Below are 18,533 nucleotides of genomic sequence, written 5' to 3'. Positions count from 1 at the left end.
CGCAGGCCGCCCGTTCTATTCAGGACAGGCTCAAGCCGTATTTGCGCAGTTTGTCGTGCAAGGTGGTCTTGGGCACCTGCAATGCCGCGCTGGCGCGCGTCAGGCTGTTGTCATAGCGGCGCAAGGCTTCGATGATCAAAGCCCGTTCAAAATCCGCCACCGCCTGTGCCAGCGGCCGTTCCTGCGCCCCGCCATCCTCTGCCCCGGCGGCGTCGGAGAATGGCGGAAAACCCGCCGCAATCCCCAGCACGCAGCGTTCTGCCGCATTGCGCAATTCACGGACATTGCCCGGCCAGTGATACGCCATCATGCTGCGCAGGCGGCCTGCCTCTTGCATCAACGGTTCACGCCCATGGCGGCTGGCTGCCTGCAAGGCGAAATGCTCGAATAGTATGCCGATATCCTCCCGCCGCTCGCGCAACGGCGGCAGAGGCAGCGTCGCCACGCTCAAGCGGTAATACAGGTCGGCACGGAAACCGCCGCTCTCTGCCAGCGCCAGCAAATCCACTTTGGTCGCGGCAATGACGCGGCAATCGACCATCACCGGCGTATTGGACCCCAGGCGCTCCAGCGTGCGTTCCTGCAAAACACGCAGCAGCTTGACCTGCATGGACATCGGCATGCTTTCGATTTCATCCAGGAACAGCGTGCCACCGCTGGCATGTTCGATACGCCCGATACGGCGCCGGCCTGCGCCGGTAAAAGCGCCAGCTTCATGGCCGAAGATTTCACTCTCGAACAGATGCTCAGGCAAACCGCCGCAATTGATGGCGACAAAATTGCCCTGGCGCCGCGCGCTGGCCTCATGCAGGCAACGCGCCACCAACTCCTTGCCGGTCCCGGTTTCGCCGTGGATCAGCACATCGGCCTCACTGTTGCCCAGCTCGCCGACCAGCCGCCGCACGCGCCGCATGGGTTCGGAATCGCCCAGAATGCGCGCCTCTATCGTGTCGCGGTTCTGCAGCGACGCCCGCAAGGCGCGCACCTCCAGCGTCAGGCGCCTATGCTCCTGCGCCCGCCGTACCAATTCGACCAGGTAATCCGGGGCAAAGGGTTTTTCAATGAAATCGTGCGCGCCGTCTTTCATGGCCTGCACCGCCAGCGCCACATCGCCATGTCCAGTCATCAGGATGACAGGCAATTCGGCATCCTGCCCCTGCAATTGGCGCAGCAGCGCCATGCCATCCATACCCGGCAAACGCATATCGGTGACGACCAGGCCCGGCGCGGCGCCAGCCTCCAGACGCCGCAAGGCCTGTTCGGCGCTCGCGACCGCTTCGACGGCAATATCAGCCAGCTGCAGCGTCTGCACACAGCCCAGACGGACATTTTCATCGTCCTCGACCAGCAGCACGCTCAGTGCTGCCTCCGCCGCGGCAGCGCTTTTCATGTTGCATTTTCCTTTGCCGGGGCCGATGGGGCCGATGGGGCCGATGGCGCCGCAGGCAGATCCACGACGAACAAAGCGCCGCCAGATGCTGCCGCCGCAGCACTCAGACTGCCGCCGAAATCACGCACGATACCGGCCGATATCGCCAGCCCCAGCCCCAGTCCGCGCCCCGCTTCCTTGGTCGTGAAAAAGGGTTCGAACAAATGCGTCAGCACCTCTTCGGGCAGGCCCGGCCCGTTATCCGCCACCTCGATGCGCACCCGGCCGCCATCGCGCTTGGCGCTGATACGCACAGCAGGCGCCGCCAGCCCTTCAACGGCATCCAAGGCATTGCCAATCAAGTTGACCAGGACTTGTTCCAGCCGGTTGGCATCGCACAATGCGACCACACCGCCAGCAATCACCATGCGCATACCAGCCCCGACCTGGCGCAAACGCGGCTCCAGCAAAAAGAGCGCATTGTCTATCGTGCGGCGGACATCGACCGGCTGCGGCGCGCCATCGGATTTGCGCGCGAACAGCTTGAGCCGGCTGGTCAAGCCGCCCATGGTATCGACCAGCGTACCGATGCGCTCAAGATTGCCCCGGGCTGCGTCCAGATCCCCGCGCTCCATGAAACGCCCGGCATTGCCCGACAGCGTGCGCAGCGCCGCCAGCGGCTGGCTCAGCTCATGCGCCAATTCTGCCGACAGCTGGCCGATCACCGCCATCTTGCCTGCGTGCACCAGCTCATCCTGGGCCGCGCGCAGATGCAGGGTGCGTTCCTCAACTTTGCGTTCCAGCTCGTCATGCGCCCGTTGCAGGGCTTCGCGCGCTTGCAGGCGCTCACGCAAATACGCGCGGCGCTGCTGCCAAAGCAGCAACAGAATGCACAGCAAGGCCGTGGCCGCTGCCGCCAATGCGGCGCGTGTCCAGGCCATCCAGGCCAGTTGCCCCGCCGGTGAAAAAACCGTCAAGGTCCAGCCGGTTTCGCCCAGCGGCTGCGCCTGCGCCAGATACACTGGCCCCGGGTCAGGCGCACCCGCTGCTGGCGGCAAGCGGACCAATTGCGCGCCCTCAGGCAAAACAGCCTCTTGCTCAAGCCCCAAGGGCGCCAGCGGCTGCTCGAAATACTGCAGGGACGTGCGCAAACGGGCGCGTTCGCCGTCCGTCAGATCCTGCATGGCGGCAAACTTCCAGGCTGGTGAAGAGGTCAGGATGACAATGCCATTGGCATCGGTCACCAGCACGGGCACATCGACGCTGCGCCAGGACTGCTCCAACTGCTCCAGCCCGATCTTGACCACCGCCACCCCTGCCACCTGGCCCGCTTCATAAAGCGGAGACGATAGGTAATAACCGGGATCGCCGCGCGTCGTGCCGACACCGAAAAAGCGCCCGGCCCGTCCTGCTGCCGCTTCGCGGAAATAGTTGCGATAGGATAAATCTTCACCCAGGAAACTATCAGGCGCCTGCCAGTTGCTGCTTGCCAGGACCTTGCCCTGTTTATCCAGCACATAGATCACCCGCGTCCCGGCCAGCTGATTCAAACTCTCCAGGAAACGGTTGACCGACAGGCTCACGTCCCCGCTGTCCCGCGCTGCTGCGGGACCAGCAGCGCCATCGGCCAGAGCATCTGCCAGAGCATCGGCCTGAACATCGGCCAGAGCATCTGTCAGAACATCGGTCTGAACCTCAGCCTCTGCAGCGGCATCGGCAGCAACATCAGCATCAGTATCGGCATCGACAGCAACATCGACATCCGCATCAGTATCGGTATAGGTATCGACAGCAACCTCGGCATCAGCGGCAAGAGGCTCCGGCCGCTCTGGCACGGGCGGCGCCGGCCTATCCGCCCCAGGGGCAGAGGAACGGCCAGGCAGGCCAGACACCGGCGGCGGCGGGGCCAGCAGCAAGCCGACGTCACGCTCCAGCGCCAAGGTGGCGGGCAAAAATGCATATTTGTCGATTTGCCGCTCCAGGCTGGCGGCATACAGGGCCACGCGGCCCTGGCCAGCGTGCTGGAGGGCATCCAGATCTACGCTCAGGCTATGGCGATAACCGGCCCAGCCCGCCAGCGCAGACAGCAGCGCGATCCCTGGCAATAACAGCCCCAATTTGCGGAAAAAACGGGAGACGGGCATCAGGTCGATCCAGAATGGAAACGCTCGAAACATCATAGCAGAGCCACTCGCCGCGCACGCCCCCGCCCGTCTGGCGCATAGGCTCTGCCTGAGCCGCGGCGCCCAGACGCCCGCCCTCCGGGAAGCCGCATCAGGCGGCTCGTTCTGGGTCCGGGACCATGCCTGCCGCCGGCGCGGCAGCCGCCAGATCCGCCGCCTCGTCTTCCAGGCCATCGGCCTGCGCCTCATCCGGCCCGCCCAGCCCGTTTTCCCACTTGGCCACCACGGCCGTGGCAATGGTGTTACCCAGCACGTTGGTCGCGCTGCGCCCCATGTCCAGGAAGTGATCTATCCCCAGAATCAAGAGAATGCCCGCCTCCGGCAAACCGAACATGGGCAGCACGGCCGCCACCACCACCAGGGAAGCGCGCGGCACGCCGGCAATCCCCTTGCTCGACACCATCAGCACCAGCAGCATCAGAAATTGCTGCTGCAGCGACAGCGGAATATCGTAGGCCTGTGAAATGAAAAGCGCGACAAAAGTCGTGTAGATCATCGAGCCATCCAGGTTGAAGGAATAGCCCAGCGGCAGCACAAAACCGATCAGGCGCTTGCGCACGCCGAACGCTTCCAGCTTTTCCATCACCAGCGGATAGGCCGCCTCGCTGGATGCAGTCGAAAAGCCCAGCAGCATAGGCTCGCGCACCGCTCGCACCAGGCGGAAAACATCGCGCCCCAGCACCATGAAACCTGCGCTGATCAGCACAATCCAGAGCGCGACCAGCGCAATGGCAAAGCACAGCATGAAGCGGCCATAGACCAGCAGAATACCCAGGCCTTCCGTGGTGATGATATTGGCCACTGCGCCAAACACACCCAGGGGCGCAAAGCGCATGACGTAATTGGTGACGCGCAGCATCACCGGCACCAGGCCTTCAATGGATTGCGCCAGCACCAGCGAGGTGCGGTCACGCAAATGCCCCAGCGCCAGGCCGAAAAAGACGGCGAACACCAGAATTTGCAGAATTTCATTGTTGGCCATGGCCTCGACGAAATTGCGCGGCACCACATGCAGCAGAAAATCATGCAGGTTCAAGGCGCCAGTGCTCAGGCCTGAACTGGCATGCGCATCGGGCAAAGGCACGCCAACGTTCGCGCCCGGCTGCAGCAGATTGGCAAACAGCAGCCCCAGCAGCAGGGAAATAAAAGAGGCCATCATGAACCAGCCTACCGCTTTGCCGCCGATGCGCCCCACCGCCCGGCCATCGCCCATGCTGGCCAGACCGGCCACCAGCGTCGCGAAAATCAGCGGGGCAATGATCATTTTGATCATCCGCATGAACAGTTCGGTCAGCATGGAGAAATAAGCGGCAATGGCCTTGGCCTGTGCCGGGCCGTCTGCCAGCAAGTGACAGGCATAGCCCACACCGATCCCCACCACCAGGGCAATCAGTATCCACTGGGTCAGCCGGTTCATCTTCGGTTTCTTGCCCGGCGCAGCGCCGGCATCATGCTGGGCACTGCTGGGGTCGGCTGCATGCGGTTGTGCAGTGGGGTTTGCGCTATAGCGTGTCGTCATTGTTTTCTCTCCACCTGTAAATACCGGCCGTGACCGGACACAGATACCAAGCAAGCGCCGTGCCAGCTTTCCGCCTGGCGGGAAAAAAGCCAAGCCTTTGAAAAAAATGCGTTTCTCTTGCACCGGCCACACACGGAATTCGGATATCCGAACAAACCCCGGAAGAAACCGTCCGGCAATCCGAACAGCGCGGCCCGCAGCCGCCGGGTTTCCCTCGCCAGCGTCCTGCGCTTATACTGCCAGCCACGCAGGGGTACATTCCGCCGCCCTCCCTGGGCAGGATTGTTGAGAGAGTCCCTTCGTACCAGTACGGATAATGCCGATGCTGGGAGCGTATGCCGGGCTTTCTTTGGCCGTCGGTATCCTTCCTTATCGGCTCCACGAACCTTTCTTCATGGAGCTTCACCTTGAATCAAAAAGCCAACTTCCTGGCCGCCACGGCCCAGGTCGATGCGGCTGCCATCGCGCCGCTGCCCCAATCCCGCAAGATTTACCAGACAGGTTCACGGCCCGACATCCGTGTCCCTTTCCGGGAAATCACCCAGGAGCGCACACCGACACTTTTCGGCGGAGAGGAGAACCCGCCGCTGACGGTGTATGACACCAGCGGCCCCTACACCGACCCGGACGCTCAGATCGACATCCGCCAGGGCCTGCCCGCCCTGCGGGCCGGCTGGATTGCCGAACGCGGTGATACCGAACAGCTCGACGGGCCTGGCAGCGTCTATGGCCAGGAACGCCTGCGCGACCCCAAGCTGGCCGAGATGCGCTTCGGCCTGCAGCGCCCGCCGCGGCGCGCGCTGGCCGGTGCCAATGTCACGCAGATGCACTATGCGCGGCGCGGCATCGTCACACCGGAAATGGAATTCGCGGCCATCCGCGAAAACCTGCGGCGTGAGCAAACCATCGAAACGCTGCGCGCCAGCGGCCCGGAAGGCGAAAAAATGGCGCGCCGCCTGCTGCGCCAGCACCCCGGCCAAAGTTTCGGCGCCAGCATTCCGGGCAGCATCACGCCGGAATTCGTGCGTGACGAAATCGCCAGGGGCCGCGCCATTTTGCCGGCCAACATCAATCACCCCGAAATTGAACCGATGCTGATCGGCCGCAACTTCCTGGTGAAGATCAACGCCAATATCGGCAACTCGGCCGTGAGTTCCGGCATCAGCGAAGAAGTCGAGAAAATGACCTGGGCGATCCGCTGGGGCGCGGACACCGTCATGGATCTCTCCACCGGCAAGAACATCCATGAAACGCGCGAATGGATCGTCCGCAATTCCCCTGTCCCCATCGGCACCGTGCCCATTTACCAGGCGCTGGAAAAGGTCAATGGCAAGGCCGAAGACCTGACCTGGGAAATCTTCCGCGATACGCTGATCGAACAGGCCGAACAGGGCGTGGACTACTTCACCATCCACGCTGGCGTGCGCCTGCCGTTCATCCCCATGACGGCCGACCGCATGACGGGCATCGTGTCGCGCGGCGGTTCCATCATGGCCAAATGGTGTCTGGCCCACCACCGGGAAAGCTTCCTCTACACGCACTTCGAGGATATCTGCGACATCATGAAGGCGTACGACGTCAGCTTCTCGCTGGGCGACGGCCTGCGCCCCGGCTCGGCCTACGATGCCAACGATGAAGCCCAGTTCGCGGAGCTGAAGACCTTGGGCGAACTGACGCAAATCGCCTGGAAGCACGACGTCCAGGTGATGATCGAAGGCCCGGGCCACGTGCCCATGCAGATGATCCGCGAAAACATGGAACTGCAGCTGGAGCACTGTCATGAGGCGCCGTTCTACACCCTGGGGCCGCTGACCACGGATATCGCGCCGGGCTACGACCACATCACCTCGGGCATAGGCGCGGCGCTGATCGGCTGGTACGGCACGGCCATGCTGTGCTATGTCACCCCCAAGGAACACCTGGGCCTGCCCAACAAGAAGGACGTCAAGGACGGCATCATCACTTACAAGATTGCCGCCCATGCCGCCGATCTGGCCAAGGGGCACCCTGGCGCGGCCATCCGCGACAATGCCCTGTCCAAGGCGCGCTTCGAGTTTCGCTGGGAAGACCAGTTCAACCTCGGGCTGGATCCTGACACGGCACGCGAATTCCACGACGAAACCCTGCCCAAGGACTCCATGAAGGTCGCGCACTTCTGCTCCATGTGCGGGCCGCACTTCTGCAGCATGAAAATCACCCAGGACGTGCGTGAATACGCACAGCGCCAGGGGCTGGAAGCGGGCAAGGAAGCGCTGGCGGCCGGCATGCAGGAGAAGGCGGTCGAATTCCGCGCGCGCGGCGCGGAAATCTATCAAACCGTCTGACGGACACGCCTGGGCTACCCGGATGCCGGCCTTGCCGCACCCTGCCCGGGCCATGCTTGCTGCATTGCAGCGAGCATGGCCCGGCACCTGTGCCTACAATGCCTGTTTCACCGCAAGGCGTACCGCCAGGCACGCGCCGGTTTCTCCGGTTCCCCTTTTCCACGCTGCATTCCCCATGGCCCTGCCCGCAATCATTTACAAAACCGATCTCAACGTCGCTGACAACGACCGCGCCTACTACGGCAGCCACTCACTGACATTGGCCCGGCACCCGTCCGAAACCGATGAGCGCCTGATGGTCAGGCTGCTGGCCTATGCGCTGAATGCCGATGCTGACGAAAACCTGCGTTTCACCCGCGGCCTGAGCGAAGCCGATGAACCGGAACTCTGGCGCCTGGACCTGACCGGTTCGGTACAAACCTGGATCGAAGTCGGCACGCCGGACGAACGCCGGATCCTCAAGGCCTGCGGCCGCGCCGACGAAGTTATCGTCTATGCCTATGGCCGCAACGCGCCGCTCTGGTGGAGCGGTGTGCGCAACAAGCTGCGCAAAGCCGAAGGCAAGCTGCGCGTTTACCTGCTGCCCGCCGACGCCACCGCCACGCTGGCTGACCTGGCGCGCCGCAGTATGTCCCTCAACATTAATATTCAGGATAGTGCTGCCTGGGTATCCGCCGAAGCCGGCGAAGCCACGGTGGACATCACCCCCGCCTGAGGCCTGGCGCTCCTGCCCCTTTCAACGACCCCACATACCCCTGACGATCATGAGCGAACAACAAGATATCCTGCGCATCGGCGACCGCGAATTCAGCTCCCGCCTGCTGGTGGGCACAGGAAAGTACGCCGACTTCCAGCAAACCCGCGAGGCCATCGACGCCAGCGGAGCGCAGATCGTGACGCTGGCGATCCGCCGCATCAACATCGGCCAGGATCCCTCCGCCCCTAACCTGCTGGACTACCTGCCGCCCTCGCAATTCACGCTGCTGCCCAATACCGCCGGCTGTTATACCGCCGACGACGCGGTGCGCACCCTGCGCCTGGCGCGTGAACTGCTCGACGGCCATGACCTGGTCAAGCTCGAAGTGCTGGGAGATGCCCAGAATCTCTTCCCCAATATGCCTGAAACCCTGAAGGCCGCCGAGACCCTGGTCAAGGACGGCTTCAAGGTCATGGTTTACTGCGCGGACGACCCCATCCAGGCCCGCATGCTGGAAGACATCGGCTGCGTGGCCATCATGCCGCTGGCCTCGCTGATCGGTTCCGGCATGGGGATTCTGAACCCCTGGAACCTGCGTCTCATCATCGACCAGTCGCGCGTTCCCGTCATTGTTGACGCGGGCGTGGGCACGGCCTCGGATGCGACGGTGGCGATGGAACTGGGCTGCGACGCCGTCTTGATGAATACCGCCATTGCTGGCGCCCGCGAACCGGTGCGCATGGCGCGCGCCATGCGCCTGGCCGTGGAAGCCGGCCGCGACGCCTATCTGGCTGGCCGCATGCCGCGCAAGTTCTACAGCGCCGACCCGAGCTCGCCCACGGAAGGCCTGCTGACCCCGACCCGTAAATGAGGTAGAACATGATCCGTACCGCCCCGCCAGCACGCCAGCCCGGCTCTGCCCCGCACGCCCTGACCATTGCTGGCGTCGATCCTTCCGGCGGCGCCGGCGTGCTGGCCGACGTCAAGGCCATGAGCGCGCTGGGCGCCTATGGCTGCGGCGTCATCGCGGCCCTCACCGCGCAAAACACGCAAGGCGTCACCGGCATTCTGCCGGTCGATCCGGCGTTTGTCGGCCAGCAAATCGACACGCTGTTCGATGATGTCCGCATCGACGCCGCCAAAATCGGCATGCTGGGCCAGCGCCGCGTCACGGAAATCGTCGCGGAAAAGCTGGCCGCGCGCCCGGTGCCGCATCTGGTGCTCGACCCCGTCATGGTCGCCAAGAGCGGCGACATGCTGCTGGAAACCGATGCCGTAGGCGCGCTGCGTGAAGCCTTGCTGCCGCTGGCGACCATCATTACCCCGAACCTGCCGGAAGCCGGCGTGCTGCTGGAACAAAGCGCCGTCGAAAACGTGCGGGATATGCGCCGCGTGGCCGAAAAGCTGCGCAGGCTGATGGATACCAGCAGCCACCGCTGGGTACTGCTCAAGGGCGGCCATCTGCCCGGGGACGACACCATTGACCTGCTGCACGATGGCGACGTGATGATAGAACTGCCGGGACGGCGCATCGGCACGCGCAACACCCACGGCACGGGCTGCACGCTATCCGCCGCACTGGCTGCGCTGCTGCCGCAAACGGCGGATGTCCCCGATGCCGCACGCCGCGCCAAGGCCTACCTGATGACGGCGCTGGAACAAGCCGACCGCCTCAATATCGGCAACGGCCAGGGGCCGGTACACCACTTCCACGCCTGGTGGTAACCCAGCGGCACCATGCCTGCCCTCCCCATTGGCCCATCCCAACCGGTACAATCGGGAGGTCTTTTACATTCCCCGCATTGGCGCGGCCTCCTTCGCGCCGCCTGCATTGGACGCAATCACGCTATGAACGCTGCAAACCTGCCTGCCCTCGAGCAAGCTCGCTTCAACATGATCGAACAGCAGATCCGTCCCTGGGTGCCGCTGGACGCAACGCTGTCGGACGCGCTCTACGCGCTGCGCCGTGAACAGTTCGTGCCCGCCGCCCAGCGCGCGCTGGCCTTCTCCGACCTGGAAATCCCGCTGGTCATTGACGGCATCGACAGCAATCAGGTCATGCTGGCGCCCAAGATCGAGGCGCGCCTGGCCCTGGCGCTGGATCTCAAACCCAGCGACTGTATTCTCGAGATCGGCACCGGCTCCGGCTTCCAGGCCGCACTGCTGGGCCGTCTCGGCCAACAGGTGCTGTCCGTGGAAATCGACCCGCGCCTGGCGGCCTTCGCGCAGCAGAACCTGCAGCAGAATCAGGTTGGCAACGTCAAAGTCGAAACCGGCGATGGCCGCTCCGGCTGGGGCTCCACCGAATACGACGCCATCCTGCTGACGGGCTCCGTGCCTGTCGTGCCGGACGCGCTGAAATATCAGCTGCGTATCGGCGGCCGCCTGGTCGCTATCGTCGGCCAGCACCCGGTCATGACAGCCTGTCGCATCACGCGCACCACGGCAGCCACCTTCGAAACCGAACCGCTGTTCGAAACCATCATCAAGCCGCTGCGCGGCGCGACAGTGTCCAAGTTCAAGTTCTGAATGTGACACGGGCTGCCGGGCGCCCGCCCGGGCGCCCCTGACCGCCCAGCAAAAAAGCCACCCCGCGACATAAGCAGGGTGGCTTTTTCATGCCCATTTTCACGCCGTGCCGCCACGACCATGACGGTCAGCTATGCTTGGCCGCCGCCATGATTTTCCGTACCAGCTGGGTGGTAGAGCGGTCATGCGCGAACGGAATCGCCACGGCCTTACCGCCCCAGCTGCGTACCGCTGCCGTTTCGGGCAGCACTTCCATATCGTAATCGCCGCCCTTGACGATGATATCGGGCCGCAGCGCCTCGATCAGCGCCTGGGGAGTCTGTTCCCCGAAACAGGTCACGGCATCCACACTGGCCAGCGCCGCGAGCATGGCCATGCGGTCTTCCTGGCTGTTCAAAGGCCGTTCATCCCCTTTGCCCAGCCCACGCACTGATGCATCGCTATTGACCGCCACCAGTAGCGTCGCGCCCAACTGCGCGGCTTCGTCCAGATAGCTCACATGCCCCCGGTGCAGGATATCGAACACGCCATTGGTGAACACCAGCGGCCGGGGCAGGCGCCCCTGGCGCGCCGCCTCTATGCAGGCGTCGCGAGTCCAGATTTTCGTTTCAAAACGGATGGTCATGTGTCATTCCTGTTGGGCCTGCCGCGGCACGCTGCGGCAGCCGGCAAAACGGCTCAAGGAGGCCAGCGGGAGGCTGGCGGGGGTCAGCGGCGGCTCAGCGAGTCAGGGCCCAAAGCCCCACCGCCAGCGCGACGGCCAGCACCCCGATCAGCACGGCCAGCAAGCGATTGCCGGTTTCCCTGGCCTTGCGCAGGCGCTGGGTTTCTTCCAGCAAAGCGGGCATGCGGTCGGGCCGCGCCAGGTTTTCATGCACCAGGCGCGGCAATTCCGGCAGCGTCTGCGCCCAGCGCCCTGCTTCCTGCTGCAATTTTTCCTTCAGGCCGCGCCAGCCCATGCGGCGGTGCATCCAGCGTTCCAGGTAAGGCTTGGCCGTTTTCCAGAGATCCAGGCCAGGATCCAGCTCGCGCCCCATGCCTTCGACATTGAGCAGGGTTTTCTGCAACAGCACAAGCTGCGGCTGCACTTCCATATTGAAGCGGCGCGAGGTCTGAAACAGGCGCAACAGCACCTGACCCAGTGAAATTTCCGCCAGCGGGCGGTCAAAGTGCGGTTCGCACACGGCGCGCACAGCCCCTTCCAGCTCTTCTTCGCGGGTATCGGCGGGAACCCAGCCTGACTCGATATGAAGCTTGGCAACCTGGCGGTAGTCGCGCTGGAAAAACGCCAGGAAATTGAGCGCCAGGTAATTTTTGTCGAAATCCGACAGTGAACCGACAATGCCGAAATCCAGCGCAATATAGCGGCCCAGCGTCTCCGGCTGATCGGACACATAGATGTTGCCCGGATGCATGTCGGCATGGAAAAAGCCGTCATCAAAGACCTGGGCAAAAAAGATTTCCACGCCGGTACGCGCCAGCGTCGGCAAATCCACGCCCGCCGCCCGCAAGGCTTCGACCTTGCTCACCTGGATACCGCGCATCCGTTCCATCGTGAACACGGTGGACGAGGTGTAGTCCCAGAAGACTTCCGGCACGATCAACTGGCTGGCCCGCACGCTATCGACCGAGAAATTACGGCGCAACTGGCTGCAATTGGACGCCTCGCGCAGCAGATCCAGTTCGTCATGCAGGTATTTATCGAACTCGCCCACCACCTCACGCGCCTTCAGGCGGCGCGCATCCCCCGAGACGCGTTCCAGCAGGGTAGCCAGGCGGCGCATCAGGCCCAGATCCTGGTCGATGATTTTACGCATGCCCGGACGCAACACTTTCACTGCCACTTCCCTGCCATTGTGCAGGACGGCAAAGTGCACCTGTGCCACCGAGGCCGACGCCACCGGCGTCATTTCAAATTCCGCGAACAGCTGCGTCGGCGGCGCTCCCAGCGCTTTTTCTATGGACGCCACCGCCAATTCGGACGGGAAAGGCGGCACTTTATCCTGCAAACGCGCCAATTCTTCGGCGAAGTCGGGGGCGATCAGATCCCGCCGGGTCGAAAGCACTTGCCCGAACTTGACGAAAATCGGCCCCAGCGCCTCCAGCGCCAAGCGCAGGCGCACCGCCCTGGGCTGGCTCGGCGGACGCCCGAAACGCACGCAGCGCAAGGCAATGCGCGCCCAGCGGAATTGCAGGCCGGACAGCACGATTTCATCCAGGCGGTAACGCAGGCAAACAAACAGAATACGCCAGAGGCGAAACATCGAATTCACAGACTGCCCCTCCGGCCAGCGCTAGATTCCAGGCGGGCCAAACGGCGCAGCAGGGCATCCGCCCGGGCGGCGGCGCCGTCGATCTGCTGCTCCACCTGCATGCGGTCCAGCTGCCACTGCCGCCATTGCGAAGCGCCCAGCACCGTCCCGGTTTCCTCGGACAGATACTCGGCCGTATTGCCTGCCAGACGCTGCATGAAATCACGCAGGCCGCGCCGCAACTGGCGGGCACCCGCGACCAGGCGCACCGCAGGCACGTCACCGATCCAGCGGGACAGCGCATCCTCCGCATCCCAGCGCAGGCCGCGCGCCAGTTCGGCCAAGGTCTGCGCCAGGCCGGCTTCGCCTGATATATGCATGATTTCCGCCAGCGGCGGCTGGCTCACGCCAGGACGCGGCAGCGCCAGCCGTTCCAGCGGTAAGGTCAGGATGACCTCGGACGCAGCGCCATCCTCATCTTCGAGAAACTCCAGGCAGGCATCTGGCGCCACCAGAAACACGGCGCGCATTCCCCCTGCAACCAGGGTGATCCGTTTGCCGCTGTGGCGCGCCAATTTTTCTCGGGCCCAGGGTTCCTGCGCTGTCAGCGCGTTGAACGCCCTGACAGCCAGTTCGACAGGATGAGGCAAGAATGCTGGCAACATGAAGGCAATCCTGGGCTTGCCGCCCGAATGAGTCGTGAGGGTCTTGATTACAGCAAGCAGTTTAACGGCTTTGGCCATCCTGCACATGCCGGAACCAGCAGACCCGCGCCGCAGACCTGCGTCAGCCCATGACAGCGCAGCAAAAAGCCCTGGCGGGGAAACTCCCCGCCAGGGCTTGAGAAGCATCGCGCCACACGCCTATCAAAGCGGGTGGTCTGATCCCGGCAGCTCACGCCCTGCCCGCCCTGCCTGGCGGCAGGAGGCAAGACGGCCGACAGACAATTACTGGGCGACGTTCATTTGCTGAATGCCTGCCAGCATCCAGCCGCCCTCTTCGCTCTTGAACAGGTTCCAGACCTCTTCAAAACGGAACGCTTCGGCGCCGGCTTCCTCACGCAGCATGCCCGAGAAGCGCACGCTGGCCAGGTGGCCGCCAGACACTTGTTCCACGCCCAGCAGCTCGGCATTGAGTAGCACCACCGTGGTCACGCCGCCGGCGTTGGCCGTAATCTGCGAACGCAGCTCCGCCAGCAGGTCGTCCGTCAGATATTCGCGCAGGGACTCGACATCGCCGCTGTCCCAAAGCTTCTGAATCGCGACAAACTGAGCCTTGGCGTTCTGCAGGAAGGCATGCGTATCGAAATCCGCCGGAATGAACCAGCTGGGATCCACCGGCGCTGCCGCCGCGGCGGGCGCAACGCTGGACGCAGCAGCGGCCACAGGAGCCGCGGCAGGCGCCGCTGCCGGTTGCGCGGATTCACGCCACATCGGGGCTGCCTGTTGATTGCCCCGGCCACCGGCACCCGCGCCCTGCATGGCGGGACGCGCACCGGCACCAGCACCCGCGCCGCGCAGACGGCGCACGATGAACATAATGGCGAACACGACCACGCCGATCAACAGCGCGCTGGAGAGGAATTCAAGCAGGGCGCCGGACAGGCCCATGCTGGACAGCAGGGCTGCCAGACCCAAACCGGCGGCAATGCCGGCGATCGGGCCCAGGAAGCGCGACATGCCGCTGCGCGTGGCCGCGCCTGCGGCAGCGCCCGCCGCGGCCGGAGCCGCAGCCGAACGCGCCGTATTGGCGCCGGTATTGGCTGCCGGCGGCGTGACCGCCTGGCGTTGCTGCATGACATTGCTGGACTGACGGCCAAAGCTGCCGCCGCCACCCATGCGGCGTGCGTCGGCGTCAAAGGACGTGCCCAGCATGGCAACGCCGGTCAGGGCGATGACTGCAGCAGCACAGAATTTCGTAAAACGTCGAGACATGGACAATTTCCCCGTATTGGCCCGCCGCACCTAGTGCGGCCGACTGTAGAACACCCCCACGCTGCGTCTGGCCAGCATGGCCCAGAATGGGCGCACGCGCCTGCGAGCGATATGGCGGAACCCTGCTGGGCCGGTTGCGGATACTGTGATGCAAGCGCGGGCTGCATCTGCCAACAACGGTTCCACCCCCCGTTTGCTGGGGGACATGGACAAAGCTTACTAGAAGCTTAATATTTTTGCCAGAGCTGTAATCAGCGGGCCAATTCACAACACCCTGCCCGGCTTCAGGCACCAGACGGTGCCGCCCTGAAGGCCCAGCGTAAGCGAAGCCGGGCGGCCCGGCAAGACAGGGCGGAAAAACTCGTGTTACTGCGTTACAGCCAAGCCGGAACTGGCGGCAGGCGCGCACAGGCGCCAGCGCTCAATCTTCCAGGCGCACGCCTTCGTGCAGCGCTGCAATGCCGGCGGTCAGATTGAAATAGCGCACCCGCGACAGGCCCACGTCACGCATCATCTGCGCCAGGGTTTCCTGGTCCGGGTGCATGCGGATGGATTCCGCCAGATAGCGGTAGCTTTCCTCGTCCTTGGCAATCACCTTGCCCAGGCGCGGCAGCACATTGAAGGAATACCAGTCATAGGCCGGTTCCAGCGGCTTGGCAATGCGCGAAAATTCCAGCACCAGCAGCTTGCCGCCCGGCTTGAGCACGCGACGCATTTCGGCCAGCGCGGCATCCTTGTGCGTCATGTTGCGCAGGCCGAAGGCCACGCTGACACGATCAAAGTAAGCATCGGGGAACGGCAGTTTCTCGGCGTCGCAGACGGCGACAGGCAGCACCAGGCCGCTATCCATCATGCGGTCGCGGCCGACCGACAGCATGGAGTCATTGATATCCGTCAGCCAGACTTCGCCCTGCGGGCCGGCGCGGCGCGCAAAAGCGCGGGCCAGATCCCCGGTGCCGCCCGCGATATCCAGCACTTTCATGCCGGGACGGATCGCGGCGCGGCCAACCGTGAAGATCTTCCAGACACGGTGCAGGCCCCCGGACATCATGTCATTCATGACGTCATAGCGCTTGGCTACCGAATGGAACACACCGGCGACCCGGCGCGCCTTGTCATGCTCGGCGACGGTCTCGAAGCCGAAGTGCGTGGTCGGATCCACGGCGCCGGGGGCCGTGCCAGCGTCCGTTGGGGCGGGGGAAATCTGTTTTTCGCTCATGCCGATATCGTAGCCGATTCCATGACGGCAGGAAGTATTTGCATGACGCAATTCGCGCCCGCTGGCGACGATTTTCGCTTCCCGGCGCATGAGGGATACACACTGAGGAGGCATGCTTGAGAGACGGACCAAGGATGTGCACCAAGGGCGCGCACTGAGTGTGCGCGGCGGATGCGTGCTCCGGCGGCGCGGGCGGACAGACCAGCGCAACATCGCCTGGCGGATCCCGCGCGCAGTCACAGACCTGAAACATTGCCGCCATATTATGGCAATGTCCCCGCCATACGGCGCCTTTTCCTTACTGCCTGATTGCCATGTCCAGCACTATTCTCGTGGTTGAAGATGAACCTGCCATCCAGGAGCTTATCGCCGTCAATCTGTCCTTTGCCGGACACAAGGTGCTGCGCGCGTTCAATGTTGAACAAGCGCATACCCTGATCCGCGCCGAGCTGCCCGACCTGATTCTGCTCGACTGGATGCTGCCCGGCGCGTCCGGCCTGAGCATGGCGCGTGCCCTGCGTGCCGACGAACGCACCCGCAGCGTCCCCATCATCATGCTGACCGCCAAAGGCTCCGAGCAGGACAAGGTGGATGGCCTGGAAGCGGGCGCCGACGACTACATCACCAAGCCCTTCTCGCCCAAGGAGCTCATGGCGCGCATCAAGGCGGTCTTGCGCCGCCGCGCGCCCCAGCTCACCGATGACGTCATCGACGTCGCCGGCCTGCGCCTGGACCCTGTGACCCACCGCCTGACCGGCAACGGCAAGGCGCTGCACATCGGCCCCACGGAATTCCGCCTGCTGCACTTTTTCATGACCCACCCCGAGCGCGTTTTTTCCCGCGCCCAGCTGCTCGACCAGGTTTGGGGCGATCACGTGTTCGTCGAAGAGCGTACGGTGGATGTGCATATCCGCCGCCTGCGCAAAGCGCTTGAGCCTTCCAGCCACGACGCCCACGTGGAAACCGTGCGCGGCAGCGGCTACCGCTTCACCAATCAGATCACCAGCCACTAAAAGCCGGGCCTGAGCCGGCAAACGCACTGCCGCCGCGCCATGGCGCGGCGGCAGTGCGACAATGGACGCCACTATGATCTGGATACGCACGCTTGCCACCCTGCTTGCCTGGGCTGCGGTCGCTGCACTGGTGCATTGGCGCCTGGGCGGCAACAGCGGCATGCTGGTGTTCGCCTGCGGCGCCGGTTTGCAGACGTTCCGCCTGGCGCGCCAGATCCAGCGTTTTTCGCAATGGCTCAAAACCCCGGAAAGCGCGCCGCCCTACGCCCTGGGCGTGCTCGACGAAAGCGCGGCCATGCTGTACCGCTACCAGCGCCGCCGCATTCGTGAGTTCGAGGAAAACCAGCGCATGCTGCAAGGCATGATTGCCGCTGCGCAAGCCCTGCCCGACGGCGCCGTCACCCTCAATGAAAGCCTGCACATCGAATGGTGCAACCGCATGGCGCGCCGCCACCTGGGCCTGAGGCTGCCCGCCGACCAGGGCCAATACCTGCTCAATTTGCTGCGCGAACCTGAATTCGTTGCCTACGCACAACAGGAAGAATGGCCGGAACCGATTCTGGTGCGCCTGGCGCGTGAAGGCCAGGAACGTCTGATGATGATGCAGCTGGCCGCTTATGCCAGCGATCAGCGCCTGCTGATCACGCGTGACGTCACGCAGATCGAAAAGCTCGAAACCACGCGGCGCGACTTCGTGGCCAACGTTTCGCATGAGTTGCGCACCCCCCTGACCGTACTGAGCGGTTTTCTGGAAACATTGCAGGATCTGCCCGCCGACGCCATCACGCCCGAGCAGCGGGATTACTACCTGTCCCTGATGCACGAGCAGGCCCAGCGCATGCAAACCATCGTGGCCGACCTGCTGACTCTGTCCACGCTGGAATCCTCGCCCTCTGCCGACCCGCAGGAAGTCTCGGCCACCGACTTGATCGACGCCGCCCGCCTGCAGGCCGAAGGGCTGTCCGCAGGCCGCCACGCCTTTTCATGGCAGATTGACGAGAACCTGGCGCTGCTGGGCGCTGAAACCGAGCTCAGTTCGGCTTTCAGCAATCTCCTGACCAATGCGGTGCGCTACACCCCGGATCACGGCAGCATCCATGTCTCCTGGCACCGCCTGCCCGACGGCGGCGCCCAGTACAGTGTCCGGGATTCCGGCATCGGCATCGCCGCCGCCCATATCCCGCGCCTGACCGAACGCTTTTACCGCGTGGACCGCGGCCGCTCGCGCGCCGTCGGCGGCACCGGCCTGGGGCTGGCGATCACCAAACATATCGCCATGCGGCACGATGCCGAACTCCGCATTGAAAGCAAACCTGGCCAAGGCAGCACTTTCTCGCTCGTATTTCCGCCCGACCGCACCCTCGTCAACACCTGAGCCGACAGGAAAACAACACCGCGCGCCGCCTGGCAACCCCCTCGTGCCCCTGTTGCAACAAGGCGTCCGGTAACAAACCCGCCCCCGCCAGCCCCTACCAGCATCAGGGGAAGCCCTTA

Annotated in this window: 15 protein-coding genes; 7 read left to right on the top strand and 8 right to left on the bottom strand. The window is 64.0% G+C overall.

Annotated features, from left to right (window positions below; translation table 11 throughout):
* Positions 1–19: 19 nt before the first annotated feature.
* The 3 genes from ACTJGZ_RS04250 to ACTJGZ_RS04240 form a co-directional block, all read right to left on the bottom strand.
* Complete coding sequence (locus tag ACTJGZ_RS04250) at positions 20–1,390, bottom strand: sigma-54-dependent transcriptional regulator (RefSeq protein WP_441661703.1); 1,371 nt, start codon at positions 1,388–1,390, stop codon at positions 20–22.
* Entirely contained in the window at positions 1,387–3,513 is a 2,127-nt protein-coding gene (locus tag ACTJGZ_RS04245) for a sensor histidine kinase (RefSeq protein ID WP_441661702.1), read from the bottom strand. The genes ACTJGZ_RS04250 and ACTJGZ_RS04245 overlap by 4 nt, the downstream gene beginning before the upstream one ends.
* A gap of 130 nt (positions 3,514–3,643) precedes the next feature.
* Positions 3,644–4,969, bottom strand: coding sequence for a dicarboxylate/amino acid:cation symporter (locus ACTJGZ_RS04240; protein WP_441661724.1), 1,326 nt, complete (start codon positions 4,967–4,969; stop codon positions 3,644–3,646).
* 509 nt (positions 4,970–5,478) lie between these two features.
* Here ACTJGZ_RS04240 and thiC point away from each other — a divergent pair.
* From thiC to ACTJGZ_RS04215, 5 genes are all read left to right on the top strand, one after another.
* Complete coding sequence (gene thiC, locus ACTJGZ_RS04235) at positions 5,479–7,395, top strand: phosphomethylpyrimidine synthase ThiC (protein ID WP_441661701.1); 1,917 nt, start codon at positions 5,479–5,481, stop codon at positions 7,393–7,395.
* A gap of 175 nt (positions 7,396–7,570) precedes the next feature.
* Positions 7,571–8,110, top strand: a complete 540-nt coding sequence (locus ACTJGZ_RS04230) for a YaeQ family protein (protein WP_441661700.1) — start codon at positions 7,571–7,573, stop codon at positions 8,108–8,110.
* Positions 8,111–8,159: 49 nt separating this feature from the next.
* Positions 8,160–8,963 (top strand): thiazole synthase, encoded by an 804-nt coding sequence (locus tag ACTJGZ_RS04225; protein ID WP_441661699.1) that lies wholly within the window; start codon positions 8,160–8,162, stop codon positions 8,961–8,963.
* An 8-nt stretch (positions 8,964–8,971) separates the two neighbouring features.
* Entirely contained in the window at positions 8,972–9,817 is an 846-nt protein-coding gene (thiD, locus tag ACTJGZ_RS04220; RefSeq protein ID WP_441661698.1) for a bifunctional hydroxymethylpyrimidine kinase/phosphomethylpyrimidine kinase, read from the top strand.
* Positions 9,818–9,940: 123 nt separating this feature from the next.
* Positions 9,941–10,621: a protein-L-isoaspartate O-methyltransferase family protein gene (locus ACTJGZ_RS04215; protein WP_441661697.1), complete on the top strand. Its 681-nt coding sequence runs from the start codon at positions 9,941–9,943 to the stop codon at positions 10,619–10,621.
* A gap of 127 nt (positions 10,622–10,748) precedes the next feature.
* Here the strand turns inward: ACTJGZ_RS04215 and rfaE2 are convergent, their stop codons facing one another.
* From rfaE2 to ubiE, 5 genes are all read right to left on the bottom strand, one after another.
* Complete coding sequence (gene rfaE2, locus ACTJGZ_RS04210; RefSeq protein ID WP_441661696.1) at positions 10,749–11,246, bottom strand: D-glycero-beta-D-manno-heptose 1-phosphate adenylyltransferase; 498 nt, start codon at positions 11,244–11,246, stop codon at positions 10,749–10,751.
* A gap of 94 nt (positions 11,247–11,340) precedes the next feature.
* Complete coding sequence (ubiB, locus tag ACTJGZ_RS04205; protein WP_441661695.1) at positions 11,341–12,894, bottom strand: ubiquinone biosynthesis regulatory protein kinase UbiB; 1,554 nt, start codon at positions 12,892–12,894, stop codon at positions 11,341–11,343.
* Entirely contained in the window at positions 12,891–13,538 is a 648-nt protein-coding gene (locus tag ACTJGZ_RS04200) for a ubiquinone biosynthesis accessory factor UbiJ (RefSeq protein WP_441661694.1), read from the bottom strand. Before ACTJGZ_RS04200 ends, ubiB begins: the two co-directional genes overlap by 4 nt.
* 282 nt (positions 13,539–13,820) lie before the next feature.
* A complete protein-coding gene (locus ACTJGZ_RS04195; protein WP_441661693.1) occupies positions 13,821–14,807 on the bottom strand; it encodes a Tim44 domain-containing protein in 987 nt (328 codons plus the stop codon).
* A 421-nt stretch (positions 14,808–15,228) separates the two neighbouring features.
* The gene (gene ubiE / locus ACTJGZ_RS04190; RefSeq protein WP_441661692.1) at positions 15,229–16,026 is read right to left on the bottom strand and encodes a bifunctional demethylmenaquinone methyltransferase/2-methoxy-6-polyprenyl-1,4-benzoquinol methylase UbiE; all 798 of its coding nucleotides are present in this window, start codon (positions 16,024–16,026) and stop codon (positions 15,229–15,231) included.
* A 314-nt stretch (positions 16,027–16,340) separates the two neighbouring features.
* Here ubiE and phoB point away from each other — a divergent pair, with 314 nt between their 5' ends.
* Both phoB and phoR read left to right on the top strand, forming a co-directional pair.
* Positions 16,341–17,039 (top strand): phosphate regulon transcriptional regulator PhoB, encoded by a 699-nt coding sequence (gene phoB, locus ACTJGZ_RS04185; RefSeq protein ID WP_441661691.1) that lies wholly within the window; start codon positions 16,341–16,343, stop codon positions 17,037–17,039.
* Between the two features lie 73 nt (positions 17,040–17,112).
* A complete protein-coding gene (gene phoR / locus ACTJGZ_RS04180; RefSeq protein WP_441661723.1) occupies positions 17,113–18,414 on the top strand; it encodes a phosphate regulon sensor histidine kinase PhoR in 1,302 nt (433 codons plus the stop codon).
* The last annotated feature ends 119 nt before the right edge of the window (positions 18,415–18,533 follow it).

It is taken from the genome of Kerstersia sp. (assembly GCF_052103615.1).
Classification (GTDB): domain Bacteria; phylum Pseudomonadota; class Gammaproteobacteria; order Burkholderiales; family Burkholderiaceae_B; genus Kerstersia.
Note: the sequence above shows the minus strand (reverse complement) of the source record. Positions and strands in the feature narration are given on the sequence as shown.